This window comes from Paenibacillus farraposensis (genome assembly GCF_020736845.1).
Taxonomy (GTDB): domain Bacteria; phylum Bacillota; class Bacilli; order Paenibacillales; family Paenibacillaceae; genus Paenibacillus; species Paenibacillus farraposensis.
Genome location: NZ_JAFFQR010000042.1, coordinates 1 through 25,109 on the forward strand (window position 1 = coordinate 1; position 25,109 = coordinate 25,109).

Genomic DNA, 25,109 nt, shown 5'->3' on the forward strand with positions numbered 1-25,109 from the left:
TGAGCTTGGTCGGTATATAGTCCATTTTTTTTGGCATTTTAGGGAGGTGAACCGTTTTAATCGCTGTGCGACCATATCCATCATCTACAACAATATCAATATCTTCCCCTAACTGATCCGCGAGTTCTTGGTATTTCAGTTTAATGGTTTTACTCTGTGTGGCAGCTGATGTGTGAATCAGCTTCCCTTCATTTAAACTAATTGCATTTTTAAAATCCGGGAAGGATCCTTTTTTTGTGGCCACAATTCGTACATCACGTTCTGACACACCATAGGTTTTCATATCGACATTCAAAGTACCGGCAGCGGCCGTCGCTTTAAGCTCGGGCCACTTAGTGACTTCATATATTGCTTGCCGGTTACTTTCACTGATTTTTTTGGTGCTAGTGAACTTGATACCCATACGTTGTACAATTCCGGAAGTACGGAGATATTTTGTCCGTAAAATACGGTAGTAAAATTCGTTACCTTCAGCAAAGACAGGATCGTCAGCTGATTTAGTGAAAGTGTCTCTGAAATACTTTTTCTGCTTGGCACTGATTGTTTGTGAACTGAGAATTTTATCGAAAAGATCCCCTAAAGCTGGCTGGCTTTTATGCACCAATCCGAATCCATTTTCTTTATCGAAATTAGGATCATCGGCCTTCCTTTTAACATTAAATACATCGTAATTCGTAATCTTGGTCGATTTTCCACCATCGAAATTAAAAATCCCCGTCCAATTAACTAATTCCCAAGCTCTGACAACCCTTTTGTTAAGAGCTGGTATATATCCTTTTAACTCCAAACCTTGGCTACCATAATCTAATCCAGCATATTTTTTTAGCATTGGTTCCTCATCCGCTGCGAAAGCTATTCCAGCTCCAAGCAGAACAAATACCAAAAAAAATGCCACAATTCCTTTCATTAACTAATCAACTCCAACCTATCGTGATTGTGCAGATTTAACTACTTCAGTCAGCGTAGAATCTGAACTTACCAATTTGTTATTTTTCACAAAATCATGTGCTACGATTACGTCATTTTCAAGATTTTTGTATTTTCCTTCAAGAGATTCGTCGTTTTTATCTAAAAGGACAGTGTAGCTTTCAATGTAATCTTCTTTTGCATAGATTTTCGCGAATGTGATACTTCCTTTTCCTTCAGGATAAGTGTATTGTTTTCCGGGCTGGAGATTTACAAGTCCACTTTGAATGCTAAGGAATTGTGCGCTTGATCCTGCAGGTACTGTGAATGTCACCTTACCATTTGCATATTTGACATTGTTTTTAAACAGTTCCATAGCCAAATCAGATTTCTTGGTGTCCCATTCGAATGGCTTATTCCCAGTAGTAGGCTGTTGCTCTGGTTTCTGTTCCGGTTTTTCTTCCGGCTGCTGTTCTGGATCTTTCGGATCTGTAGGTTTAGTAGTAGCGCTAGCCGTAGTAATAGTTACCAGGAACTTTTTGCTGTTCCAATCCACCTGTGCTCCTAGAGCTTCAGAAACAAAACGAAGCGGAACGTAAACACGACCTTTTTGCAGACGAGCCGGCACATCCAAGAAAATCTTTTTATCACCGGTTGTTACAATAGAAGTATTAACCTTCATACTGATATTCTTTTCACTCTGTTTAATGAGCACTGTTTGATTTTTATAATCAACATTTGCACCCAATGCTTCCGAAACAAAACGTACAGGAATCAGTACACGGTTTTCTTCCATAATTGGTTTACCATCCGGAAAATTCACTTTTTTAGAGTCTACAGTCACGGTTACCTCTTTACCGGCAGCTGAGACCACTTGGCCCAAACTAGACACGATTAGGATTAATGCAAAAATCATCATAAATTTTTTTTTCATTTTTAATTGCTCCTTTTCTTTTCATACTATGATTTTACGACATTTTTTAATACATCGCTCAAAAATAGAAAGATTCAGTGGACCTAAAGAAAACTCCACTCCTTTATTATTATCTAATCGATTAGATAATATATACCTATAAGTCTCACTTTACTACAAAAAAAAGGAGTTGTCTAATTTTTACACATATATTGAAAAATAAAGTATCGATACGATCATACTGGCAGTTTGGGGAGCTTTGAAACTGCGAGTATGATCGTAAACGAGGCCCTATTTCTTGACTTTCACACCGGCGGGACCTAGATAGATTTTCCCATCCTCTTGGTACTGCACGAGTTTCTTATACACGCTAACTGTTGGAGCGTTCACAATAACCACAGATGTCAGTGAACTGCGGCCATCTTTACCAGGCTCGGTACCTTCAGAATTTTCCCGACCTACCACAACCAATCCCGCCAATTCTGGATCATCATCTGGGCCAATCACCCTACCGGTTCCACCTGCTTCAGATTTTAAGTACACAACAGCATCTACAATAACACCAGGTTTCAACAATCCACCTGTACTTTGTGATTGATCCACTTTAATACCCACAAAATGATTAGGTTTCTTCAAGTTTAGCGCTTCGCCAAACGTCGATTTATCGCTTGTAGTTATACCAGAGCGTGTAATGGGCTGATCTTTGAAAAAACCAATATTGCCAGCAAAGTAATTCTGATCTTCAACCTCTTTCATATCACGAATAGGATCAGCTGGTACCTCACTCTTAATCACGTCTCTATACTTCAACATACTTTTTAAATCCTGATTAGGAGCAATATTATCCGCAGCAACAACAATTTTTTCTGTACTTACATTACTAGTGACCATACTCTTTGCAATCCATAGAATAATTCCTGTAACGATTACCGCCAGAAGAATAGTCAGTATCCGAATTGTACCCTTTGTTAATAATTTTTTCTTCACAAGTAAATCCTTTCTTTGTATCGAGTCATTTATACTCGGCATAATAAGGTGTCTGTTTAACAACTTCTAATGGGGTCTCATCCAAACCAACAAACTTTCCAGACACCATGGCGATATTTGCACGATAGATCGCCACTACTCTGGGTGCCCCATCGCTTCTGTACTGTAATCTAACTTCAAGATGACCATCCCGAAAGATACGGTTGCTTAAATCATTATCCAACTTGAGATTAGAAATAAAGAATCTTCGTACGTTACTGCTCAACTCAGCTGGCTCCAGCAGCGTCTTCCCCATTGTGTACGAGTTGACATCCGTTGAAGCCGTAATTCCTGAATCGATTGCTTTTGCTAAACTCCGTTTTGCATTTTCGGAACCCTTATAATAAACGCCTATATCCACTGAAAATGCTAAAACAAAAACCAAAATGTAGACAACGAACATAACCTTGGAGGGATTCATTTAAGGAGTCCCCCCTGTGCGGAAGTATGTTCTAGCCAAACCGTCAGCACTTGCCGGAATGGTAAAGCTAATTTCACCTACACCTACTGGCTTCAATGACTTTAAGGTATAAGTGATAGTTGCGTTAAGCTCCACATGGCCTTTTCGTTGAACGAGTTTTGGAGTTCCCGAAATGGTGATTTTCGAAGTATCTAATCCCTGAGTTCTACAGAGATCATAAAAATAAGCTCTGAGATTAGAGTCGAACCCCCCTTCAGCTTGGACCAGGGAAAAAGTATCATCCACGGCCACAGCCAATTTTCGATGGGAACTCCATATCCCCTGAATATCTGTTCCAAAAAATGCGAACACCGATATTACTAAAACAATAGCCATAAAAGTCATTCCAGTCATATCCCCGCGTTGGTTAAAACTCTTTTTGATGCGGTTTAACATTAAATTACGCTTAATGCCTTTGCTTTGATTTGATTCCAAATTTCTGGCATAAAAACCTTAATGAAGCCAATCACAAGAGCGAATACGACGGCCGAACCTAAAATCCAAAACATTTGGGAAGAACTGGTGTTTCCTTTTTGATTTGTGATCACGTCAATGGCATTGTTTTTAAAACGTTGTACTTTGTTCATCATTTTCACAACTTTATAGTTAAAAGAATAAGCAAAACGATTTTTTAAAATGGCTGTATTTTTCATTAAGTATTTCCTCCAATAATTTAAGATCATTAAAATGTAGATAAGATATCTGAGAACAGTGTGACGAAGCAAATAATTACCGATCCAATAGAGAAGAAAACAATCCCCATCTTAATAAACATAACCCGCTGTGGTCTTGATTTTGTAATCTCCTCCAATGCAGTTCTTCTCAATTTGACTAATTCTTCACGAATATCTTCCAGGTACACTTTGCCTTCTTCATATCCGGAATTTATGCCAATTTTGATAGCAGTAGCAAAAGGTAACATGACTGGGATCGTGGTATCACGTGCAAAGATTTCAATAGCTTCACTTGGCTCCATATCTTGCAAATTACCATTTAGGCGAGTTAAGAGAAGCTTCATCTTTGGTCCACAGCTTTTCTCCATTTCCCGAAAAACCGTTACAAAAGATTTCCCTGTCTCCAGTGCCATTTTCATCTGCTCAATGAATTTAGGTAAATCTTTGGTTATTTCTCGCTGCATTTGAGCAAAGGATGCTTTGACATCATGGATTCCCTTTACGAAAAAGATAACAAAGAATATGGGAATAGCGATGTAATAACCATTTAGTACAAAACATGCAGATATGACTGGAGAAGTAAATAGCGTAGCCTGTACTATTTTCATAGCAACCATCTCTTCTACGCTCGTGTATTTACCCATAACTTCAATGATCTGCTTGATGTTTTTCCCAAGTAACCGATCCAGCTTGAAAAATGGGTTTTGAAAAATTTTCGGGAGCATCTTATCACTCAACCAAAGGGTTACTTTCCCCTTTTTAAGGCGTTTGCGCTCAAATTCAGAACGTGTATAATTTTCAGCTACCCTTGAATAATATTTTTCTTTTTCAAAACTCGGCATAAAGAGCTTTATTGAGATTAAACATAGAAAGAATAGTAGACCACACAGGGCATAGATCCAAAACAATATTATTTTTCACCTCCCTTCATAGTTCCTCTAAATTAACTGCCAACCATTCATCGGATTTAACAATGGCAAACAATGTGAGCAGAACAAACAGAGCAATGTAGAATTGTCCGGCAAACGTATCTAAAAATACATTTGTATTGCTAACATTCATTGTAGAAAGTATCACTGGAAGCGCCCATGCCATGACTATAATCATCGTGAGGCTACGTTTTTCCTTCTTCGACTTTATATACAACTCTCGAATCATTGTATTATCCAATCCAAACTCTCTAGTAGTTTCCTTTAGACTTTTAATCGATTCATCATTGTATCCTTGTTTATCAGCCTGTTCGAGTTTTTCACAAAAGTCCGTGAACCGTTGAATTTTAACCTGATCCTTTGCATCTTCCAAAGCGGATTGCAATGAAAACCCGGTTTTAAGATCCTCAAGGATCGTTTGAAAAAAGTCTTTAGTTTGTCCATGCATATCAGGTACTGATTTTTCCAAAGCACTTTGGACTGAAGCAAAATCTATCAATTTACTGGTGAATGTTTTAAGATTGTCAGGCAGCTCGAACATTATTTCTTCCCGTTTGGAACGTTTGGTTTTACTCAAGATGTACTTAGGAAGCATAAAACATAGAACAAAACCGATTATGATGAAAAAATAGTTTTTGGTTAATAGAGATATGATGATTCCACTAATAACTGCAAATAAGGTTATCGATATAAACTCTTTTGGGGAAATATTAATACCATTATGTGCAGCTTCGTTTTGAATTTTTTCATACCCAAGCATTTTATATAGTCGCTTCTGTTGAACCTGATAGTTTTTACCTGGACGACTATTTACTTTGGGTAGGATTAAATTAAACGTAACTAACCAAACAAAAAACACTATAAATGGAAGAGCGTTCATCATACGGCTTCATTCCCTACTTCATTTGGCGTGCACCAGCGATTAATAATGTCCATAGAAACATCTTTTCTCTCCATTTTTACACGCAATTTTTTAAGATATCCTACACGCTCATGAATACCCTTTTTAAAGTTGAATTGAAATATCGGATTTAGGATCGGTTGATTCTTCTCATCGAAGCCCATTAACTCCACGATTTCGGTTACTCTACGAACACCCTTAATATTTTGCTGATAGATAATCAGATCAATAAATTCTCCGATTTTATTGGCCGTATCCGCTGAGTTCCCAGCCAGTTGATTGAATCGAATAGCAGTCGTTTTTGCGTTATTTGCATGTATCGTTAAAGCAACACTACTGCCGACATTGGTAGCTTCCAATGCCTGCTCGGCCGATTCATGGTCACGTACTTCCCCTATAATGATCCATTGGGGATTTTGGCGAAGCGTAACTTTGATGATCCGCGCAATATCAAAACGACGCCGAACGTTTTCATGCTCCTTCACTATAAATGCCTTGATATTGCTATAGTGTGAGTATGCTATTTTCTTCTTCAACATCATCTCTTCACTGTCCTCCACAGTTAGAATCCGTGTGATAGGATCGAGATAGAGCGGGATACGGCTTATCTGAGCAGTCTTACCGCTATTTACAGAACCCCCAATAAGAACATTCGGACCTATTGGATAAATATCAGCAAAGAAATCATCTATTTCCTGATTAATATTCCCATATTTAATACAGCTCTCAGAGCTATAAACATCAGGTGGGAATTTCCGAATGGAGATAGAAGGATAATCTGTTGTTAGTCCTCCTCTCGAACGATCTAAAACCACATTGATACGGAAACCACCATATTGAGAATCGATAACTGGGTCATTTGCCGTGAGCGTTTTACCCATTGGAGCAAGCATCTTATTTATAATCGCATAAATATGATCTTTGTCCTGAAATTTCACCCTAGAATCGAGTTGGATTACCCCATTAATCTCACTGATAACTTCATCTTCAGTATTGATTTCAATGCTAGATGTGTTCGGATCGTCCAAAGCCGGTTGTAAGGGACCTGTTTGGGTGATCTCGGTCTGTATCTTATCGATAATGACATCAATACTTGTAGTGAATTTATAATTGGTTTGTTCACGAATATAATCTGCAATATAGTGCTGAATGAGACGGCGCTTTTCTATACTTGTAAAAGAATCAACAAACAGTCCTGCATAGTAAGTTTTCAGATATTGTTTCGTTTTTTCAAGTAGCCCTTTCATCTGTTCTGAATCCCTTAGATTTAAACCAACCTCTTCGGCAACCAAAGATTGATAAGCTATATGTTCTGCAGGATTGATAATACCAACATGCTGTGAAAAGTTATGTGATACGGAGTCCTCAATCTCTTCCTGTTTCTTTTTAGTTAGCTGTTGCACAAAGGTAACAAGCTCTTTTTTCTTCCAAAGCTTTTCAGATAAGGGGACTTGATGGTCACAATACATCGCAACTTGTTCTCTCACGCCATACGTGGGTAGCTTTTTATACATGCTGAATGCAATAGGCAATGACGTAATATCCTTAACCTGAACAATGACACTATCTGCACTTCTCAAAGCCCCGAACGTCATGGGATGTAGTAGCAATCCTTGTAAAGAAAAAATCACAAAGTCGTATATCCCATATAATTGATTAGCAAGTTTAGCAGCTGCTTGTAATAGAGTGTTGTCATTCATAATTTTGATTAAAATAGATATATCAGATGTTGTTTTGCCGTGGCCACCAATACAATCCACTCCATCGACAGAAGCAATGTACCGCTCCACATCTTTCACATCACCACGATCCAGATCCAAGAGATACTGATCCATGCTTTTTTCTCGAGGTATACTATCTGGATCAGCTACCCGGGAAAGCAAGCGAGAAAGACCAAGGCACGGAAACTCCAAAATTATTGCTTTCTTACCAGCCGTATTAAGCTCCTTCGCTAAATACAAAGCTGTATCGGCTGTACTGTTAGCATCTGGGTCAAATATGGCTACAGAAAGTGGCGGTTGCTCTTTTATTACTTGAGCCGTATTTTTTTTGCGTCGTAATATCAATCAATATTCACCTCAAATATTTCATTGTATAAATCAATATCAACAGCACTGATTGGATCAGGTACAAGTGATCCCTTAAATAGTCTAATTCCTAGTTCTTTTTGCTGCTTTTTCGCAATAAGGTCCGTCGTTATGTTATAGAACACTTGGTCATTCGATAGATTTAAAATAATGGATGTTCCTAACAAATATTTAGATTCATGGAGTTGTTGAATGCTGTCCATCAAACGATCGATTTCCCATTCAGCAGAACCAGTCACAAGTATTTTGTGTGCAGATCGCACAAATTCATGTACCTGACCGGCCAAATTCCCTTTCTCAAGAATTGATCCTAAATCCAAAACAACGGCATTATATTGCTGGCTAAAAATAATTGGTAGATGTTCGCTACACTTCGGATAGAAATCAACCTTGTTGACTTGAAAAGGATTTTGCCTACTCGGATTCAGCTTCCAAAAAACAGCTTCCGGTCCATGTACCAGTTCACAAATGGCTACTTTTTTATATATTCTTGATAAATACATAGCACATTGAATTGCCTGGTTTGTTGTCCCTACACGGTTAGAAGTACCTGCTATCCCAATTAGAACAGTACCTTGGGCAGGTGTTGACCCTAGAGCTGTTTCTATAGATCTTCTCTCATTTTTCCTCTTGCCTGTAGGCTTCTTTACTACTGCTTTTTCTGCTTTTTCTGCCTTTTCACTCACCCCCTCAATAGGTACTTTTAACTTCTCGGTCCTTGCCACCCGTAGAAATGTTTTTAATTTTCCCTGCTCCTTATTAGTCACTTCCGGTAGGGGATCAGTTTTTATTTCAGCAGTAAACTCTTGTGCAACATCCGGAACAACAGTCTCATCTGCGGCAGCTGCTTGTTCTGCTTCAGTTATCGGCGCTACTATCTCAGGAGGATGTGATACTTGTGCGCACTCCTCTTCATGGACTTCAGCAAAGGTACTTGTTTGCTGCTCTTCATTTAAATCTAATGAGGTCGTTTCTTGTTGTTGTATCACTGCGAGAACCTGGCTCAACATTCGGCTACTACCCTTGGCTTCAGGAGTAAGCTCCACGCCACCCTTAATCCCCTCATGGACTTCTGATAGGTTTTCCTCACTTAGAGATCCTAATGGTTCAGCAGAAGGCTGCTGTCTCAAACGAGAAAAGACATTTTTAAGCTTCACAACTCCCGAAGTAGTTGCTTCATCAATTTCTTTTGTATTTATTTGTGGTAATGGGTTGTTATCTGTATAATCATCAGCTATATTCGTGTTTTCTCCGTTATTCGGTTCTTCTTGATTTTGAGGAACCTCTTCATTAATGGAGGAGAGTAAAAGTTTTTCTAAGTGAGATATGTTTGGGTCTCCATAGGACACGCAAATTACTTTTTCTTCCCCTAAGGAACGAAGAAATTTATTCTCTTCATCTCTATCGTGAATGAACATAATCTTTATTAAATCTGGCTCCGTATTCAGCCTTTTAACGTGACTCAAAAATACGTTGTCATCCTCAACCGCGTTATCCATAACTATTAATGTATCAGGCTGTACGGACTCCCACTGAGGTATAAAAAAATCGAAATTTTCAATGTTCCCAACAACCCTACATTGACTTAATTCTTCAGTAAGCCAATCTACCTCAGAACCATCAATGGTAATGATAAATACGCGTCTCATGACACACATCCTTTTCATGAATTGCCTAAAAGATTAATGAATAATGATTTAATCGATTAGGCAATTAATCAAAATAACGATTAATTGCTTTCACTTCGCAGATCAAAATATTGCTTTTCGTCATTTTCGATGTCAAAAAAGCTTGTTGCAAGCATGAGGTTTGGATTATACAAATCATTATCAGTGACAAACCATGTGTAATCAGCAAAGCCACCTAATTGAACAATTTTATTTGCAAGAGCAGCTTTCGTATCATCACTCACCAAGATCACCAAAATGAATTGCTGCTTCGTCTCATTCATCAGTTTCTTGAAAAATTCAACTTGGAACCTTAATGTCTTCGTCCATTTTCCGTCGTCACGATGACAAATTAGATAAAATTCTAAGTCACCGCCATCAGGGGTACGCAATATATATCTCGCAGTTGGAACTTGAAGATCATCCCCTAAGTAGACCAATGGAGTAAACTCGAAATGCATAAGCTGCAGCTCACGTTTCATTTGAATATATAACTCATTAGTAAGAATGTACTTAAATTTATAGTTCAGATCAGTAGCTTTTGCAGTTCTGGGATCTCTCGCTCCCACGCGCATTCCATATTTGAAATTCAAAATATCTGCCCCACTTGCACCGATTTCATACAAGGAAGGGCAAGCTGCTTTGGATTTTGTTTTTGAGTAACTTCTCCAGGTAATTGTTCGAAGTAATCCGTACTTTAAAAGTTTTCTTATACGTCTTCTGACTGTTGGACGGTCAGTGCCTTCAAAAAACAAATCACAAATTTGAGTAAACGTCATCCATCGATGTACGAATAACGTCTTCACAATTAAAAGATCACGTTCCGTTATCCAATTGTTTCCAATTAATCGCTCAATATAATAATATTGGTGCCTCGTTAGTGGATCGACACTCTTCACATAGGCAAATGGATCATCAAAGGCTGGATATTTTATAAGTACTTCTCCTGTTTGTTCTGGTTGAAGTAATGGCGATATATTTCCTTCCATTCGTGAATCCCCCTGTGTCAATACACCTCATGCGGGAAGTTGGTGATTCGACTCTTAATTCTTCGTTCCTCTTTCTTAATACTTTGTATATAAACACCAACACTTTTACCAACGATATTGCCTTCTGGTCTTCTTTTCGGGAACCAAGCCAAGGTTTCAATGCCGGCGCGCAAGCGAATGAAAATCCCCACAAAAGGAACTTCAGCGGTAACTACGCCTGTATAGATATTTCCGACACCATAATGTAAATGAACATTTTCCCACGGATCTTCGAGCAATTCTTTGCGTGACAATTCAACAATTTGTTTTTTTCGATTAAAGTCAATAATTTTAGCTACAACTTTTGCACCTAGAGGCAGTTTCTTAAGCATGGTGTCAGTCCACCCATACTCATAGTCTTGTATTTTCATACGGCATGTTACACCGCTAACATCGATATAAAGTGCCTTATCCTGAAAACCCGATACTCTACCTTCAACTACTCGATCAAGCATTTTTTCATCAGGAAGATTCCAAAAATCGTTCCTTTGCTCTTCTAATGCTTGAGTTCTGGATAGTAAAACTACGTTATTCTCACGATCAAAAACGTTGAAGTGTGCTGAATCTAATCCCTGTTTTTTAACGTCTAAAACCATGAAATCAATGGTATGGTCTATAAATCCAACCAGTGAACGGTATTTATGAGTATCAAACTGTGACTCATGTATTATTCCTTTTAGTCCGTTTTCAAGCTCTACAACCGCGCAACTCATTTTTTGGTCAAATGGTGCATGTTCTTCAATCGCGGTTATTCTACCGTTAAGAACTTCTCCCCATTGAAGTGCCTTTTCATATTTTAAAAATGGTTTAACATTTAGTAGCTCATTACTCACTTCGAACCCTCCCATTTTTTCAAGTACAATATAAAATTTCCTACATTTTTTTCTTCAACACCTTTAATAACCATTGGATCGCCGTCACATGTTACATGGATGCGGTGGTAATTTTTTAGCAAACTCAAACTAGTTAAATCACCATTTGTTTGAAATGGAGCTATGTAAAAGCCATCCTTTAACATCAAATCTTTGCTGCTCAGATCGATGGTCAAAGTACTAAGTGTTGAAAACCCCAAGTCTTTCATTGCTTCTCGAATTGTCACATTTCTCGATGACCAGTCTCGTAGAAGTGAGGGGCTACGCTGCTGCATATGGTTAACAATTTTGAATAAAGGTACGGATGGATAAGACATTAAACAGTTATTATAAAACCATTCCAGATTATCAATTCCAACCTTTGGATGAGTCATGATGAAATCCAAATCCATAATCAGTTGGTCCTTTACCACAACTGACCTCCTTTCCAATTCGATACTAGCTAATTCTTTGTTTTTTTATAGCACGCGAAATTCCTATTTCAATCGATTAGATAATGAGAATGTAAAAAAAATAATCATTATTTATATCTAATCGATTAGATAATAATAAAGCAAAAAGAAAAAGCTATAAAATAGCTTTAATTTTCTAATCGATTAGATAATATGAGTGTGAACAAATAGTATCTTACTACATGTTCACTAAGAAATGAAGAGTAAAATTCAAAAAAATTCTAGGCCATAATAACAACCGAGAATTTTAATTAGATTTTCTGTAAATAAAGAAGCCCTTTAGAGACTCTGTATTCTAAAAATCAACATGTAACGTCATCACACTTACGTTTCTAAATATCTTTGAGTGATTGTCATGCTTCAGTTTGATTAAGTCTTTGGCATTCTCAATCAAATCACTAGAGCTTTCTCCCCTAACACCCAATCGATATGCTGGTATGTAACCTATCAAGTTTCCATTCTCCTGGTCGCTTTCCTCAATCAACATTAGAAAATCATTTTGAGGATCCACTTCATTAGTGGTAATAATATTAGATACGCTGCTGTTTTGTACTGTCATAATCAAATCATTCCTCTCATGCGCCTTTTACATTATTAGATCATAAGCCTTAGAAGAGTAGTTCTTCTAGATCAATTTTAGTGAAAGTGTACTATAAATACGACGAGTGGTCAATACTTTTCCCACTGGTACCATCTTTTTCTTATAATTTAAATATTTGTTCGACATAATTTTATTTTATTCGCTATTATTCGACAATTTATTATGTGTTTTTCGACAAAATATATATAAGGATTGTAGATTGAAAAAAATAATGACTTTGTTAAAAAAATATGGTTTTTTTGGATAGGTCTATATTACTATAGTGTATAATAAAGTAGGATAATTATGGGTCTACACAAAACATGGTGATTGAAGAAACATAGAAATTATGCTGGAGATATAGAAAAACATTCGAACATTCCGTAAGATGGTTGTGCCACCAATCACCTTCGAGGAATGACAGGTGCACATTTAGCATATCGATCTTTTGCTTGACTTGCCAGAGGTGAAAACGGGAAAAGTCTTGAAGTGGGTAAGCAAAGCTTCATGTGAAGGTCTCTCCAATTGCTCATAAGCAAGCTTGTCCCCTTTGCCAATCCCTTGATTATGTGATTCGAACAGAGAGCAATCCAGCGCGTACCATTCGCCATAGTGAGGCTTTTGGTAAAACCGTTTATGTGCGGGTCCCTGCGATCCGACTCTTTTGCATGCAGTGTCAATGTGGGTTCGTCTGAGTCGGGAAAACGATCAGCCATGCCTTTGAAAAGTACGTGATTCGTACGACAACTGTAGCTACGGTTAAGAACAGTGCCGATCTACATGCCATGGCCTCCAGTACGCTCCATACGAAGTACCACTGGTTAGCATCGGCAAGCGAACACCTTCAGGAACGCGTGTGGCAAGACGCTACTTGTACCTCCAAGCTCGTGCTGGGTATAGACGATTTTGCATCCGAAAAGGTCATACCTACAACACGGGCATTCATAACTTAAGGGGCGAAGCGTTACTGGATATTTTTCATGGCCGAAAATTTTGAGGAGCTTCGTGCCTATGCAAAAGCAGCATTCATCCTTTTTGGAGCTTCGTCTCGTACGGTGATGATGGATCTGGGTCCGTATTATCATACCTGGATTCAGGAATGCTTCCCGGAGGCGATTCGTATTGCGGATCGCTTTCATGCTCATCGCTATGTGATCGAAGCACTTCATGCCTCCGAAAAACGATCCAAACGACGCTTTCTCCTCGAGCGAAAGCGGATTTGAAAGCCAAGCATCGGTTGCTAAACCCCAAAGAGGAGTTCTTGTCCGATGAAAGACATAAGGAACCGAAAGAGATTTTAGATTACTCGTCCTTGCTTCGCAAGCTCATGCCCGGAAAGAATCGTTCAATGAATGGTAAGACTGTTCGCCGGAAAGTCGACACTGCGAATCGTTGGCTTGAGACCTGGTTTGTTCAAAGGGAGCCATTGGAGCATCCGATCATTGGCGCCTACGTAAAGACCATTCGAAACTGGCAGACAGAGGTCATCTACTACCACCGTTGCCGATGGATGAAATGCAGCGGTTAAGTGCGGAAACAACCGAATGAAGGCTTTTCAACGGTGGCATTCTTTCACTCGAAACAGAAACCGTTACAAGGACTTCTTGTTGAATGTAACCAATCTCGCTATGGTTAATGTAAGTCAAGCCTAACTTTAGTGTAGAGCCATAATTATTTATCAAATATTAATTAAAATTTGGGGGGTAACATGAATACTTTAGGCGCTTATCTGGAGAAACTTAGACTCTCCTGCGGATACTCCTTGCATGCAGCTGCTCGTAAATGCGGACTAAGCCACGGTTACATCCGTGACGTTGAGAAAGGTATCAACCGAAACAATAGCAGATCTCTTATACCTAAACCCAACACACTTAAAAAATTTGCTTTAGCTTACAACGCAGACTTCAATGTATTAATGCACCTTGCTGGTTATTATCATGAGGAAGTAAAAGACGAATTTGAATTTCTAGAAATCAGACTTGATCAAATTCTCTACATAAGAGTGAATTGTAATAATGAAATTGAATACCATTTAGAATCAGAACAACACGAGGAAAAAAGAAACTTGTACGATTATCTTCTTTTGGAGACAAAATTAGAAAAGCATGATTTTCTTAGGATCGAAAGTGGCTTATTGATTAATCTAAGACAAATTAAGGAGTTGAGTTTTCCTGAGAGGAAGATTCATTTCGAAAGTACTTATTTACCTTTAACCTGGTTACAGTTCACAAAACATAATAAAACCATTAGACGGGCAATAGACAGGAATACTTTGGAGGAAGAATTACCTTCGACGACTTTAACTTTAATCAGAAAAACGTCAAGGTCTCATTGAGCATTTTTCATTGTCTAATCGATTGATTTATGTAATAATTAGAACTAAAGAATTAAGGAAAGTGAGTGATTTTCCTGTGACAACTTCCAATGAAGAACAAAAACAGTTGAGAATAAATAAAGCGACCTTTGATCTCGATTTCAATCAACCTACAGAGGTTTATATTGAGCATATAGTATCTATGTTAAATATGGGACCTAAACTAATCATGAGAGCCCTTTCTAATGGTAAATCCTATAACAAAGAAGACCTCTCTCTTCAAAGCCAAATACGTAGAGGAGAACTTAACTTTTCGGTTACACCATTAGAGGCATTAGGATTTATCCATTTAGAGCAAAGTGGTAAATCAGTGCTGCACTCTTTAACTCCACTCGGATTTAAGGTTTACGAAAAGTATCGTCACATATTTGATAACGCTGTACCTAATCTTGGAGAATGAAGCGGTTATCCCGCCTCATTCTCTTTTTTCTTATCTCTCCCCTCTCTTGCCTTCTCCCTAATCTTATCAGCAATACTCAGTGCAGCCTGTCCAACATTCGCTTTCTCAAAGCCATCTCTCTTTAGCTCAGTACTTGCAGTCGGCTCAATTTTAGTTTCAATATCAAGGTGGTTAGTAATACTCTCTTTTTGAGATTCCCATGATATTGATTCTTCTAGTTGGTTAGTCGGATTAGTTTCTCCACGTTTTGAATCCCACAACAGACTACGCTTTCTTTTCTCCATCAATGGTATTCCTGGCTCAGTTACTTCCATGGGATTTTCCTTTAGCACAACTTTTGGTACTTCTCTTGGTACTTCCTTAATTAGCTTCTCCGTCACACCTATTTGCTCGTCCAGTGTTGGAACAGATTGATTTACTTCTTGGGGAACCAGGTTTTCCTGAATCTCTCCATTGACTTCTTCCTCCTCCATGTCTTCAGGTTCATCAATTAATGGGCTAAAGAGAATTTTGGGTAAAGGATAAATTTCAGCAAGCACAGGATCTTGTCTTATGTTATTTTTGACACCACGGAAATAACATTCGGCCGGTTCACCCGTTTTAGGGTTATACCCTTTTAATCTGAGTAAATCACTAGGATCAACAAGATATCTCTTCTCTTCACGCATTTGAGTATTGAAGCCAGTAGTTGCCATCTCATCGGTACCACTACTTAGGGTATGCTTAAACCTTTCAGTGAACAATTTAGCATAATACTCAGCATCTTCGACCTCTAAACCAGCTAATACAAACTTCTGAACTGCATTCTGTTTTACCATCGCAGCCAGCCTACGACTTACGTCTCTAAGCTGTTCGTTACCCTGGTGAATTACTGTGACAAAAACCTCATATTCACGAGCCATTTCCAGAAACGTGGAGAACTCGTCATCAGCAAACATTTCAATTTCATCAATTAGCATTGAATGCGCCCTATAGTCGTCTTGTAACTTACGACGAAATGTACTTGCTCTCATCAAATTGATATATAACTTACCTACTGTATACGTTAAGGTTTGTAATTTACCATAGGCAGCGTTAAATAAAACAATTTCCCCATTTTCAAGCACATCATCGATATTAAAGGTAGACTTTCCGCAAAACATTTTTTGGATATATTTGTTGGAGGTTAATTCCAACATGTAATCATGCAAACTAGAATATGTTTGTATAGTAAATTCTCTAATTTTCCCATCCGTAGCCAAATTTTTATGATAGTCGTTGAGCAGCAACACATGATGTAAAAGATTCTTCTGTTGAAGCCGATAAAGCGTATCCGTTCGCTTTTCTTCGCCATATGGTTGGATAATTTCATTAAGTTCATCGAAACCACATTCGTTACCATATGCTAATTTTAGTGCCTTAATACAAACACGAAGCAGCTGCGTATTCCTTGTTTTAAAAAACTGCTTCGCTTCAGGACCCAAGTGTGAATGAAAGGCTGAAATATTGGCCTCAATCATTAATTCTATATCTCCACCCTCTGTGACATAAAGAGGATTTAGACAATCCGGATTTTCTACATCTGGATCAAGACGGTAATATTTTTTGCCAGACCGATCTAAAAGGTTCGCAAGTCTCCGTATAAATGAGCCTTTAGGTTCAATGATGGTACAACCAATAGCATCATTAAAGAGATCTTGTACAACCAAATTAGTTGCAAAGAGTGTTTTCCCTGCCCCTGTCCCCGCAATGATTTGACTATGTTGTGCTCTATCCAATTTCCCTAAAACCTGAAGTTGACTCTCATTATTCTGAGTTGGTACCGACCAAAAGAGCTCTAAATTACACTCTTCAGAATAATATCTTAAATGCTTTAGAGATCCTTTTTTATTAATATTTCTCTTGTGACCTGCAGAATAAATAGCCTTGGAGTTAAACTCATTCTTTTTTCGCAAAAAAGGAAATCCGACTCTTCTAGCCTTTGTTTGGGATTCTTCCACGATTGAATGAAGTCTAGTAAACATCGTATTCTTCAGGCTACTATGTTTTGAATACTTAATCGTCAGTAAAACCACAATAGTTAACATAATGAATGTTATGACAATTCCAAATCTTGAACCCATAAAAGTAATAATCAATTGTCCCAGGGCAAGTATCGATATAGCATTTAATAAAGTTTGTACAATTGACTTAGCATAAACATTTCGACGTAAAAATGGACTGTTATAAACAGTATGACCAAAAAAAGGAGCCAAGAGCAATGGTATCGATCTTAAAGTTGCCGGTTCACGATCAAAAAAAATAATATCTTGGTACCTCCCTACCAACCAGATAAAGCAGTAAACAAACAATGGAAAAAATACTAACGCCTTGAGTGTCCATTTTAGATTGTTATTTGCCTCATCCCTCATAAACCTGACTAACTGGATGTATAAATTCTTTAGGACAAAAGAACTCATATGTAAAATGACTGATATTAAGCTTCCTAATATTACCCCTACTATTCTCATATATTCACCTATCCTTTCTTTTTCTTGCGTTTTATAGAAATACATTTATATATTATAGTTTCAATCTCATCATCTAATCAATTAGATAATGAGAATACAAGCTTATATCCTCTCTACAAGTGACTTCAAGCTGCTAATGGTTGAAAAATTGAAGAAAATCGGTGTTTCAACTGCGAGCTATGACATACAGCACCCTATCCGTAGGCTATATTTATACGATCTACGACGTACAGCGACCTATCCGTAGGCTACATCTTAGTGATTTACGACATATAGCGGCCTACTCGTAGTCTATAATTAGGTGAACTATGATGTATAGCGGTCTACGAGTAGACTATGAACATATGAACTGCGACATATAGCGGCCTATCCATAGGTTGCAAATATACGAACTACGACATATGACGAGGAACTCGTAGCCTCATTCCATAGCCTATAAGACAGCTACGAACACCATCACATCGCTATATTTTGAGTTTTTCTCGTGATTCATGCTATGGCTTGGTAATTCCACACCTGGACGTCTATAATTTCTGATGATTTTATTCGTAGCTTAGGCAAGTTCGATCTATGATGTACGGCGGTCTACGAGTAGGCTACGCTTAAACGAGCTACGACATAGGATATTGCACACATAGCCTACGATCAGTTAGAATAATAGCAGGCAAATAGAGTAGAGGAGGTGGTTTTTATGGGGATTGAGGTTAATTATTTAACTTTAGGAGCAGTAGCAAAGCGTTTAGATGTCGCTGCTACTACACTACGTGACTGGGCTAATAACCTTGAGGACAATGGAGTGCATTATTTAGAAAGATCCAATCGCGGAGAGCGTATGTTTGATGAGAATGACATCGCAATCTTTCAATTTATGAAACAATATAAAGATGGCTACGGTAGTAGAAGGGTTACAACTACGGATATGGCCTATTTCATAAGGGATCATGAGGAGATAGGGCTGCTATGCCGCAAGTCTGATAAACTAGAACCATCGGGTAGACACCCCAATTTTACTGAAGTTGATATCCAAAACCTTATGGTTAGCGATCGTTTCCTACAGTTAATGGAGAAACTCGTAACTGAATCCCAGCTAAAACTTGTTTCTGATACAGAGAAGAGACTAGAAGAGTCTGAACGAAAGATGGCAGAAGGGATCACTCTCCAGGTAGAAGAGAGAGTGAAGGAAATTCTCGAGAAGCAAGAAGAAAAAACGAATGAATTACTTGAAAAAAGAATGAATCAAGTAGATGAATGGATAGCTTCAAATCGAGAATTAACCAAGGCAATCCAAGAGGAACGTAACAAGGGATTTTTCAAAAGATTATTTGGCCGATAAGCACTCATATTCGAGTGCTTTTTTATTCATTTCTCATCAAATTTTCACGGACCGTTACGATACACTAAATTGCGAAACCCTTGATTTACTTGGCTTTATTAACGGACCGTTAATTTATTTTCGCGGACCGTTACGGTACAGTATAATAAGTTTGATCATAGTAAAAAAAGAAGCCCTTAAAGGGCTTCAAGCTTGGGTTAATCTTTGATTAAAATATGAGATCTTCATCAAAATCTTCAATAATATTTTTAGAGTCTTTTTTCCCAGAGAGTATATCTAATTCACTATCTAAACTTATGTCTTTGCGAACTGTTTTCTCTTCAACTTTTTTAAAAGAGGAGAGGTCTAACATGTTTTTATCGCCACGCTCAGCTTTTTTCTTCTCTAGTTTTTCTTCTTCTTCAGTGATTTCTACTAACATACGACTGATCCGTTCAGGCAAATTCGTACTTACAGCTCCTGTATATATAATAGCCTTCTTCTTATCTTCTGATGGTTTTCTAGTTCTGCTCGTAACCATTCCCCAGTTGTTATTTTCGATTAAGCCGGAGTGGGGTTTTTCAGCATTCTCTACAAATTCACCAAACTGTTCTTCCAGCTGTTTAAAGCTTGAATCAGTGATAATCTCATTTCTAGGATGTACTACAGCCATAAATCCGTTTACCGAATCCAAATCATAGTCATAATCGCTAGCAGTAGGGGAGTTAGTGAACGCTTCTTTAAATATTTTTTTATTTTCTATTTCCTCACTAGTTTGGATCGTAATTTTCCCCAGTGAAAGATATCCAGGCGTACTTAAAACATCGCGCCATTCATCAAGATCAAATGTTTTAGAAGAAGGAATAGAGGTTAGTATTGATACTTCGGCCAGTAAGGAAGTTAACTCGCTATTTCCATAATCCATCCAAGTTAATGAGGTATTTGTATCGCTAAATACACTCTGTGTCAGATTGTACAGTTTGTCATTATCTACAACTAAAATAGCTCCAATAACCTCTTTATTCACCAAATCTTGTAGATGGGCAAGTCCCCAACGAGCGTTTTTCTTAATACCTCTTTTCTCCCATGAAGCCGGTACTGATATAATAGCTCCAAATGAAGGTTTGCCATTAAAGGGTTTTCTGACTTTAGCTAGCGCAGCACAAATCATTGGAGTTGCTACATTACCAGTTCCGCCACCCATGCCACCTATAACAAATACATGATCTGCTTCAAGGACATCCGGGTGATTGGTAATATCAATGATTTGGTCTCTGTTTTGGCGGATAGCATCCTGTCCGCGTTTAATATCTTTAGCAGCTCCCTCAAAACCTTCAAGTTTAATTATTCGGTCTTCAGGAATCTGCTTCAAATCAGCCAGATCAGAATCCGATGTATTTATTGCGAATACGGAATATCCTAATCTAGCTAACTCATCCCCTTGGCGGCCTCCATATTGACCCACGCAAATAAAGCAATACTTCATTTTTCGCTCACTAATATCCTTATGTGCAACAAAACCCTCTAATTTGATGAATCCTAGTTTTCTGTGTTCAATTTCCATTTCCATTTAATTTTCCTCCTATTCACTTTCAAATTTAGCTGCAAGAAATTTGGCCAATTGTTTTCCCCTAATTTTATCAGGTACGTAGTGTTTCTTTCGTTTATCTGTATTATTGCTATCTACTTCAATAAATCCAGAAACCTCAAGAGCAATCAGCGCCTTTTCCATGAGTTTTCGGTTTTTATGAATCTCAAGTAGTTCAGACCAGCTAACCCCATCCGAATTTCTACTATTCCAAATGGTACCAAAGACTTCCTTCATCTCTCTTGAGAGTCGTCCTGTGATCAGCTCCAGCAATTCATCTGAATATATTGCATGATTCGCCTCCATTTCAGTCCTCCTTAAATTAACGGTCCGTTAATTTTTGATTTCACGGCTCGTTACGAGACACTATATTGAAATATCTATGTATATCAAGGCTTTTTCAATATAAATTATTGTCCCGTAACGGTACAATAATCCAATTATCCTCAAATTCAAGGCTACTGTCAAGAAGTGGGGAACCCTTCCAGTGCTGAAAGATGAGTTTTGAGAATATTTAGATCACTTTAGTGCCTATTAGGTTCAAAAGATGAACATAACATGCAATCAATATACGTTTTTATAAAGGTATTGGTCATGCAGTTCAATGAAAACTGTTCTTAAACCGCATCTAAAAAGCAGCTTCTTTTTTTATCCGCAATGTCCATTTCTGACTGTACATTTTACGAATTAACTGAGATCCCAATTGATACAGAGAACTGCCTTTTATCCCGTTAATCGTGTTCTCAGCTCAGGCCTAAACAGAGGGAAAACAAACTGCGTTTTAACCTACGTTAGACTCCATTTATACCTCAGTTTATACTTGCATTTTTACCTAATATTGAGCTACATTTATACCTGCATTTATACCGTTGTTTTAACCTCAATCTATACTTCCGCGTAAAAAGTGAACTTAATCCGAATTTATCCTTGTGTATCAAGGGGTTTGAAAAATTCTAAAATCGCGACTAATACCGTAAAAGTTTCCTTTTGAAACAACGGTATAAAAATCAAACATTAAGAATGTTAGAGTGAATTAAGGAGGAACAAAGACGATGAAAAATAGTACCAATCGTGATGGGATTGAGAAGTTAAATGAATACACGCTAGGGGAAACGATAGACCTTCTCACCGAAATGGATTGGACTTTTTTAGTTGATTTATACAAATGCCGATGCATGAAGAAAGACTACATGATCGATATCTACTTCAACGAAAGCCCAGAACAATTTTACAAACACTACGCTGTTTCTGATGAACTTACACAAAAACAACTTGAGGAGAAAAATAAAAAACGACTATCGGATAAAATGGACCGTATGATAAGAAAGCTAAAGAGTAGGGGACTTATTGAAACAAGCAGCATGGTTCCGGATTCGTTAAGCAAACCCAATCATGTGAGAAAAACGCTTCGTGGTATTTCATGGTTGTATTTATCTTTCCGAGGGTTACGGATCGTTGAGAAGAGACTCGACATTCCAGATGAAGCCAAACTGTCTAAGAACGAAGTAGATATGGAGAGGGTTAAGAAAGATCACTTCTGGGAGATTGCGAAATTATACTTAAATCTTAAGTACGACATTTTTAAAGATCTCAAGCAATTTGATCACTGGGATTGGTACCCAAGTGAAACTATAGCTGCTGATAATGAAACCATGATTGTGCGTCCGGATGCTATTCTTCGTTTAGAGGACCAGTTTTTTTTTATTGAACTAGATCGATCAACAGAACCGGTGTATAGATCACCACTACAATCGGATCAGGTCTCTATCCATAACAAATTAAAAAGGTATTTTGATGTCATGAGATTATCGACCAACGAGTATATAAGAGAAGGGTACATAGCTATAGTCATCCCTACAGCTAGATTCGAAACCAGGCTGTCCAATATACAAAGTGCAGCTGATAAAATATTTCAGAAATCCCCCCGAGTTATCGTGAGTAAAAATATGGAGGATATTTTAATTCGTTTTTCTGACATGAAAAAGCAGCCATAAATTTTATGCAAAAATTCATGTATGCAATGCGTTATTTTATGATAATATACAACTATCAATTAACTAATCGATTAGATAACGACATGGTCGTTGTTTATTGTTTTTTTGAGTTTCAATTATCCAATCGATTAGTAATCGTAATTAAGCATTTCATTTTATCTATATATTTTCCAATCGATTAGATAGAAAGGGGGTGTTAACTATTTGAATAAACAGAGAAAAATTATGCTTGCCTCTTTCGGTGTCGTCACTGTATTGATCACTTCTGTTTTCCTGCTGAGACAACCGGAGCAAAATAACACTGCTCCGACTACAACCGAGCCAGTGGCATCACAACATCAATTGCCAAGCAAGGATGATAGCAAGGTCATTACTAAACAGAATGAAATACCGAATGATAGTGCAAATCATAGCCAGTCTTCCCAGGTACCGCTTAAACAGAGTGAAACCCACCAGAAGATCAGCGGCATTATTGACACGGTTTCCGACAGTATAACCAATCGGATACCGTCTCTTTGGGCTGGGATAACAAATGCGTGGAATTGGCTACTCGCATTTGATACGAAGCATCTTGTCATCTTTTCCGTAGTCGTTATTTTCATTCTCGGTTCCCTGGGAGGCAGCAGATCTAAAAAGGATTCAAAACAGTAGGTAGGTAGGTGTAAATATCATGTTTAAGCGTTTCAAGAAACAAGCAGCTACTGAAGAGGGGGAGGTACCAAACTCCAATCAACCAGCAGCTTCCAAAAAGAAAATTAAAGAAAGGGCCCCCCGCCAAATGGGAGGTATGAAGATTCTTCGCTATCTTCTATGGATTTTTGTTGCTTACTTAGTTTGTAGGGGGATTGCCTCTATGGTGACGGGGCCAAAAGTCATTCAGCAAGTGAATAACTACGGAAGTCAGATACAAGAGGTGCCCACCGGCGCCAAGGGATTCGCTGCTGAATTTGCAACAGAATACTTTACCTGGGATAGCAACTACATTAACGGTCGTAGTAATCGGCTCGCTCAATTCATTACCAGCATTGATGCTGACGCTGGCCTGGATGCTTATTCAACGAAGGGGCAGAGCGATGTTTTAACCGCTGAGGTAAGTGATGCGCGTTGGATTAATAAATCGTTAGCCGAAATTACAGTTGTCGTTCGCAGACAGATTCATTTACCGAAACAGGAAAGTCCAGAGAGCAACTCAGCTGACTTGAGTTTAACACCTAACCCTTTGGATAAAGACAATTCTATTATCAAAACAAATATGGTGGTTCCCGTTACGGTTGTCGGTAATAAGTATGTTGTTCAAAACTATCCTCGATTTATTGGTGAGGAGGAGAAGGCGACCGCCCCAACTGTCGATTTGGGACAAGTCGTAACCGATCAAACGCTTATTGATAGTGCAAGAAAAATAACGACGAGTGCTCTAACGGCAATCTTCAAAAACAAATCTGACGAACTCAAATATTTCTATGCTGAAGGCAGCAAACCAGCAGCTACTTATCAAAAGGTTAACTACTCCTTTCAAAAGGTAGAGACCTTGACGTTAAGACAAGCTCAAAATGATGCTGAAGGGCACTATACCGTTTATGCAACGGTATCTGTCAAAAGTGCTTCAGGAGAAAATTTCAAAAATGACTGGATCTTAAAAGTAGCATCCAAAGGGAGTGAGATGTATGTTACCTCCATTGGAGATTCTTCAATTCAGTAAAATTGAAAGGAAGCTATACATGAACAAAGACAAGAAGAAAAAGAAAAAATTAGGTCTTCGCACTATGCTTACATCGCTCGCAATCAGTGCATTTTGGACAACCCCTATTTACGCTGACACTGACACTAAAATTAAAGTCGGTGAAAATTTAGGAAAAGAGCTCTCAGGAAATATTAATCCAGTTATCCCGGGTATTGTACTTGCGGTGTCTGCTTATTTCTTTATTAAACGTGATTGGCCAAAAATGTTTAGTTTTATTGGCATTAGTCTTCTTCTCGGATACTTTTCGAATTGGGAAATGGTTAAACAGTTGAGTACAACGATCATGAAAGCTATTTTTGGTGGTAACTAGCTTATGGATAAACCAAGCGAAAAACCAAGGTTTATCTGTCAAAACTACTCAAAAATTTGGAATTTCGATTTAGTACTGTATGCAGTCGAGGGAAAAAAACTCATTTTCCCCCTCAACATGCGCATAGCCAGTATAGCACTTGTGTGCTTTATGGTTTTTTTCTTTATTGGTAAATTGTTACCTTTCATTCCTGGGGGATATACATACGTGGTGTTCCCTTCATTACTGACTTGGTTCATTGCCAAACAAAAGTTGGATGGCAAACCTCCACACAAATGGCTCATGAGCATGGTGTATTTCTTAATGCGGAACAAGGTACTCCGCCGTTACCAGAAGATGCAATACAACAATCATTATGTTTACAAAAGTAAAATTATGTATCGTACCCATAGAGAGCGCATGTAAG

General features: G+C 38.1%; 26 protein-coding genes and 2 pseudogenes. 11 read left to right on the forward strand and 17 right to left on the reverse strand.

All coding sequences use genetic code 11. From position 1 onward, the window contains the following. The 14 genes and pseudogenes from JO375_RS07235 to JO375_RS07300 form a co-directional block, all read right to left on the reverse strand. Positions 1–907, reverse strand: a pseudogene (locus tag JO375_RS07235) (CARDB domain-containing protein); the annotation flags it as partial. Positions 908–925: 18 nt separating this feature from the next. After that, positions 926–1,840 (reverse strand): copper amine oxidase N-terminal domain-containing protein, encoded by a 915-nt coding sequence (locus tag JO375_RS07240; protein ID WP_229523818.1) that lies wholly within the window; start codon positions 1,838–1,840, stop codon positions 926–928. 270 nt (positions 1,841–2,110) lie between these two features. Continuing rightward, positions 2,111–2,806, reverse strand: coding sequence for a CpaB family protein (locus JO375_RS07245; RefSeq protein WP_229523819.1), 696 nt, complete (start codon positions 2,804–2,806; stop codon positions 2,111–2,113). A 25-nt stretch (positions 2,807–2,831) separates the two neighbouring features. After that, positions 2,832–3,266 (reverse strand): hypothetical protein, encoded by a 435-nt coding sequence (locus tag JO375_RS07250; protein ID WP_229523820.1) that lies wholly within the window; start codon positions 3,264–3,266, stop codon positions 2,832–2,834. Then, positions 3,267–3,701: a DUF4320 family protein gene (locus tag JO375_RS07255; RefSeq protein ID WP_229523821.1), complete on the reverse strand. Its 435-nt coding sequence runs from the start codon at positions 3,699–3,701 to the stop codon at positions 3,267–3,269. It abuts the gene before it with no gap. Continuing rightward, complete coding sequence (locus tag JO375_RS07260; protein WP_229523822.1) at positions 3,701–3,958, reverse strand: hypothetical protein; 258 nt, start codon at positions 3,956–3,958, stop codon at positions 3,701–3,703. Before JO375_RS07260 ends, JO375_RS07255 begins: the two co-directional genes overlap by 1 nt. Positions 3,959–3,987: 29 nt before the next feature. Beyond that, on the reverse strand, positions 3,988–4,887 hold the full coding sequence (locus JO375_RS07265; RefSeq protein WP_229523823.1) for a hypothetical protein: 900 nt from the start codon (positions 4,885–4,887) through the stop codon (positions 3,988–3,990). Positions 4,888–4,906: 19 nt separating this feature from the next. Beyond that, the gene (locus JO375_RS07270) at positions 4,907–5,791 is read right to left on the reverse strand and encodes a type II secretion system F family protein (RefSeq protein WP_229523824.1); all 885 of its coding nucleotides are present in this window, start codon (positions 5,789–5,791) and stop codon (positions 4,907–4,909) included. Then, positions 5,788–7,875, reverse strand: coding sequence for an ATPase, T2SS/T4P/T4SS family (locus JO375_RS07275; protein WP_229523825.1), 2,088 nt, complete (start codon positions 7,873–7,875; stop codon positions 5,788–5,790). The genes JO375_RS07270 and JO375_RS07275 overlap by 4 nt, the downstream gene beginning before the upstream one ends. After that, positions 7,872–9,545, reverse strand: a complete 1,674-nt coding sequence (locus JO375_RS07280; RefSeq protein WP_229523826.1) for a hypothetical protein — start codon at positions 9,543–9,545, stop codon at positions 7,872–7,874. Before JO375_RS07280 ends, JO375_RS07275 begins: the two co-directional genes overlap by 4 nt. Positions 9,546–9,625: 80 nt before the next feature. Further along, on the reverse strand, positions 9,626–10,552 hold the full coding sequence (locus tag JO375_RS07285; RefSeq protein WP_229523827.1) for a replication-relaxation family protein: 927 nt from the start codon (positions 10,550–10,552) through the stop codon (positions 9,626–9,628). A gap of 17 nt (positions 10,553–10,569) precedes the next feature. Next, positions 10,570–11,424, reverse strand: a complete 855-nt coding sequence (locus JO375_RS07290) for a hypothetical protein (protein ID WP_229523828.1) — start codon at positions 11,422–11,424, stop codon at positions 10,570–10,572. Then, entirely contained in the window at positions 11,421–11,876 is a 456-nt protein-coding gene (locus JO375_RS07295; protein WP_229523829.1) for a hypothetical protein, read from the reverse strand. The genes JO375_RS07290 and JO375_RS07295 overlap by 4 nt, the downstream gene beginning before the upstream one ends. 334 nt (positions 11,877–12,210) lie before the next feature. Next, positions 12,211–12,474 carry a hypothetical protein gene (locus tag JO375_RS07300; protein WP_229523830.1) on the reverse strand — a complete coding sequence of 88 codons (264 nt, stop codon included), beginning with the start codon at positions 12,472–12,474 and terminating at the stop codon, positions 12,211–12,213. A gap of 590 nt (positions 12,475–13,064) precedes the next feature. On the opposite strand from JO375_RS07300, the gene JO375_RS24965 reads away from it, so the two are divergent. The 5 genes and pseudogenes from JO375_RS24965 (at position 13,065) to JO375_RS07320 (ending at position 15,269) form a co-directional block, all read left to right on the forward strand. Further along, positions 13,065–13,190 (forward strand): hypothetical protein, encoded by a 126-nt coding sequence (locus JO375_RS24965; protein WP_377570795.1) that lies wholly within the window; start codon positions 13,065–13,067, stop codon positions 13,188–13,190. A gap of 36 nt (positions 13,191–13,226) precedes the next feature. Further along, positions 13,227–13,448 (forward strand): hypothetical protein, encoded by a 222-nt coding sequence (locus tag JO375_RS07305; RefSeq protein WP_229523831.1) that lies wholly within the window; start codon positions 13,227–13,229, stop codon positions 13,446–13,448. 108 nt (positions 13,449–13,556) lie between these two features. Next, positions 13,557–14,023 (forward strand): annotated as a pseudogene (locus tag JO375_RS07310) (transposase). Between the two features lie 180 nt (positions 14,024–14,203). After that, positions 14,204–14,830, forward strand: a complete 627-nt coding sequence (locus JO375_RS07315) for a LytTR family transcriptional regulator DNA-binding domain-containing protein (RefSeq protein WP_229523832.1) — start codon at positions 14,204–14,206, stop codon at positions 14,828–14,830. Positions 14,831–14,840: 10 nt separating this feature from the next. Beyond that, positions 14,841–15,269 carry a hypothetical protein gene (locus JO375_RS07320; protein ID WP_229523833.1) on the forward strand — a complete coding sequence of 143 codons (429 nt, stop codon included), beginning with the start codon at positions 14,841–14,843 and terminating at the stop codon, positions 15,267–15,269. A 5-nt stretch (positions 15,270–15,274) separates the two neighbouring features. On the opposite strand, the gene JO375_RS07325 is transcribed toward JO375_RS07320, so the two are convergent. Next, positions 15,275–17,803 carry a type IV secretory system conjugative DNA transfer family protein gene (locus JO375_RS07325; RefSeq protein ID WP_229523834.1) on the reverse strand — a complete coding sequence of 843 codons (2,529 nt, stop codon included), beginning with the start codon at positions 17,801–17,803 and terminating at the stop codon, positions 15,275–15,277. A gap of 646 nt (positions 17,804–18,449) precedes the next feature. On the opposite strand from JO375_RS07325, the gene JO375_RS07330 reads away from it, so the two are divergent. Beyond that, positions 18,450–19,091, forward strand: a complete 642-nt coding sequence (locus JO375_RS07330) for a MerR family transcriptional regulator (protein WP_229523835.1) — start codon at positions 18,450–18,452, stop codon at positions 19,089–19,091. A gap of 208 nt (positions 19,092–19,299) precedes the next feature. On the opposite strand, the gene JO375_RS07335 is transcribed toward JO375_RS07330, so the two are convergent. After that, the gene (locus tag JO375_RS07335) at positions 19,300–20,640 is read right to left on the reverse strand and encodes an FtsZ/tubulin family protein (protein WP_229523836.1); all 1,341 of its coding nucleotides are present in this window, start codon (positions 20,638–20,640) and stop codon (positions 19,300–19,302) included. A 12-nt stretch (positions 20,641–20,652) separates the two neighbouring features. Then, positions 20,653–20,964: a hypothetical protein gene (locus JO375_RS07340; RefSeq protein ID WP_229523837.1), complete on the reverse strand. Its 312-nt coding sequence runs from the start codon at positions 20,962–20,964 to the stop codon at positions 20,653–20,655. Positions 20,965–21,710: 746 nt separating this feature from the next. On the opposite strand from JO375_RS07340, the gene JO375_RS07345 reads away from it, so the two are divergent. The 5 genes from JO375_RS07345 (at position 21,711) to JO375_RS07365 (ending at position 25,108) form a co-directional block, all read left to right on the forward strand. Beyond that, positions 21,711–22,652, forward strand: coding sequence for a replication-relaxation family protein (locus JO375_RS07345; RefSeq protein WP_229523838.1), 942 nt, complete (start codon positions 21,711–21,713; stop codon positions 22,650–22,652). 204 nt (positions 22,653–22,856) lie between these two features. Beyond that, a complete protein-coding gene (locus tag JO375_RS07350; protein ID WP_229523839.1) occupies positions 22,857–23,303 on the forward strand; it encodes a hypothetical protein in 447 nt (148 codons plus the stop codon). Between the two features lie 19 nt (positions 23,304–23,322). Next, a complete protein-coding gene (locus JO375_RS07355; RefSeq protein ID WP_229523840.1) occupies positions 23,323–24,351 on the forward strand; it encodes a conjugal transfer protein in 1,029 nt (342 codons plus the stop codon). A 19-nt stretch (positions 24,352–24,370) separates the two neighbouring features. Beyond that, positions 24,371–24,703, forward strand: a complete 333-nt coding sequence (locus tag JO375_RS07360; RefSeq protein ID WP_229523841.1) for a hypothetical protein — start codon at positions 24,371–24,373, stop codon at positions 24,701–24,703. A 3-nt stretch (positions 24,704–24,706) separates the two neighbouring features. Continuing rightward, positions 24,707–25,108 carry a TcpE family conjugal transfer membrane protein gene (locus tag JO375_RS07365; protein ID WP_229523842.1) on the forward strand — a complete coding sequence of 134 codons (402 nt, stop codon included), beginning with the start codon at positions 24,707–24,709 and terminating at the stop codon, positions 25,106–25,108. Position 25,109 lies beyond the last annotated feature (1 nt).

Coding starts and splice junctions, on each gene's coding strand:
- JO375_RS07240 (WP_229523818.1), bottom strand. CDS start 1,840: ATGAAAAAAAAATTTATGATGATTTTTGCATTAATCCTAATCGTGTCT.
- JO375_RS07250 (WP_229523820.1), bottom strand. CDS start 3,266: ATGAATCCCTCCAAGGTTATGTTCGTTGTCTACATTTTGGTTTTTGTT.
- JO375_RS07255 (WP_229523821.1), bottom strand. CDS start 3,701: ATGTTAAACCGCATCAAAAAGAGTTTTAACCAACGCGGGGATATGACT.
- JO375_RS07260 (WP_229523822.1), bottom strand. CDS start 3,958: ATGAAAAATACAGCCATTTTAAAAAATCGTTTTGCTTATTCTTTTAAC.
- JO375_RS07270 (WP_229523824.1), bottom strand. CDS start 5,791: ATGATGAACGCTCTTCCATTTATAGTGTTTTTTGTTTGGTTAGTTACG.
- JO375_RS07280 (WP_229523826.1), bottom strand. CDS start 9,545: ATGAGACGCGTATTTATCATTACCATTGATGGTTCTGAGGTAGATTGG.
- JO375_RS07285 (WP_229523827.1), bottom strand. CDS start 10,552: ATGGAAGGAAATATATCGCCATTACTTCAACCAGAACAAACAGGAGAA.
- JO375_RS07300 (WP_229523830.1), bottom strand. CDS start 12,474: ATGACAGTACAAAACAGCAGCGTATCTAATATTATTACCACTAATGAA.
- JO375_RS07315 (WP_229523832.1), top strand. CDS start 14,204: ATGAATACTTTAGGCGCTTATCTGGAGAAACTTAGACTCTCCTGCGGA.
- JO375_RS07325 (WP_229523834.1), bottom strand. CDS start 17,803: ATGTATTTCTATAAAACGCAAGAAAAAGAAAGGATAGGTGAATATATG.
- JO375_RS07330 (WP_229523835.1), top strand. CDS start 18,450: ATGGGGATTGAGGTTAATTATTTAACTTTAGGAGCAGTAGCAAAGCGT.
- JO375_RS07335 (WP_229523836.1), bottom strand. CDS start 20,640: ATGGAAATGGAAATTGAACACAGAAAACTAGGATTCATCAAATTAGAG.
- JO375_RS07340 (WP_229523837.1), bottom strand. CDS start 20,964: ATGGAGGCGAATCATGCAATATATTCAGATGAATTGCTGGAGCTGATC.
- JO375_RS07345 (WP_229523838.1), top strand. CDS start 21,711: ATGAAAAATAGTACCAATCGTGATGGGATTGAGAAGTTAAATGAATAC.
- JO375_RS07355 (WP_229523840.1), top strand. CDS start 23,323: ATGTTTAAGCGTTTCAAGAAACAAGCAGCTACTGAAGAGGGGGAGGTA.
- JO375_RS07360 (WP_229523841.1), top strand. CDS start 24,371: ATGAACAAAGACAAGAAGAAAAAGAAAAAATTAGGTCTTCGCACTATG.
- JO375_RS07365 (WP_229523842.1), top strand. CDS start 24,707: ATGGATAAACCAAGCGAAAAACCAAGGTTTATCTGTCAAAACTACTCA.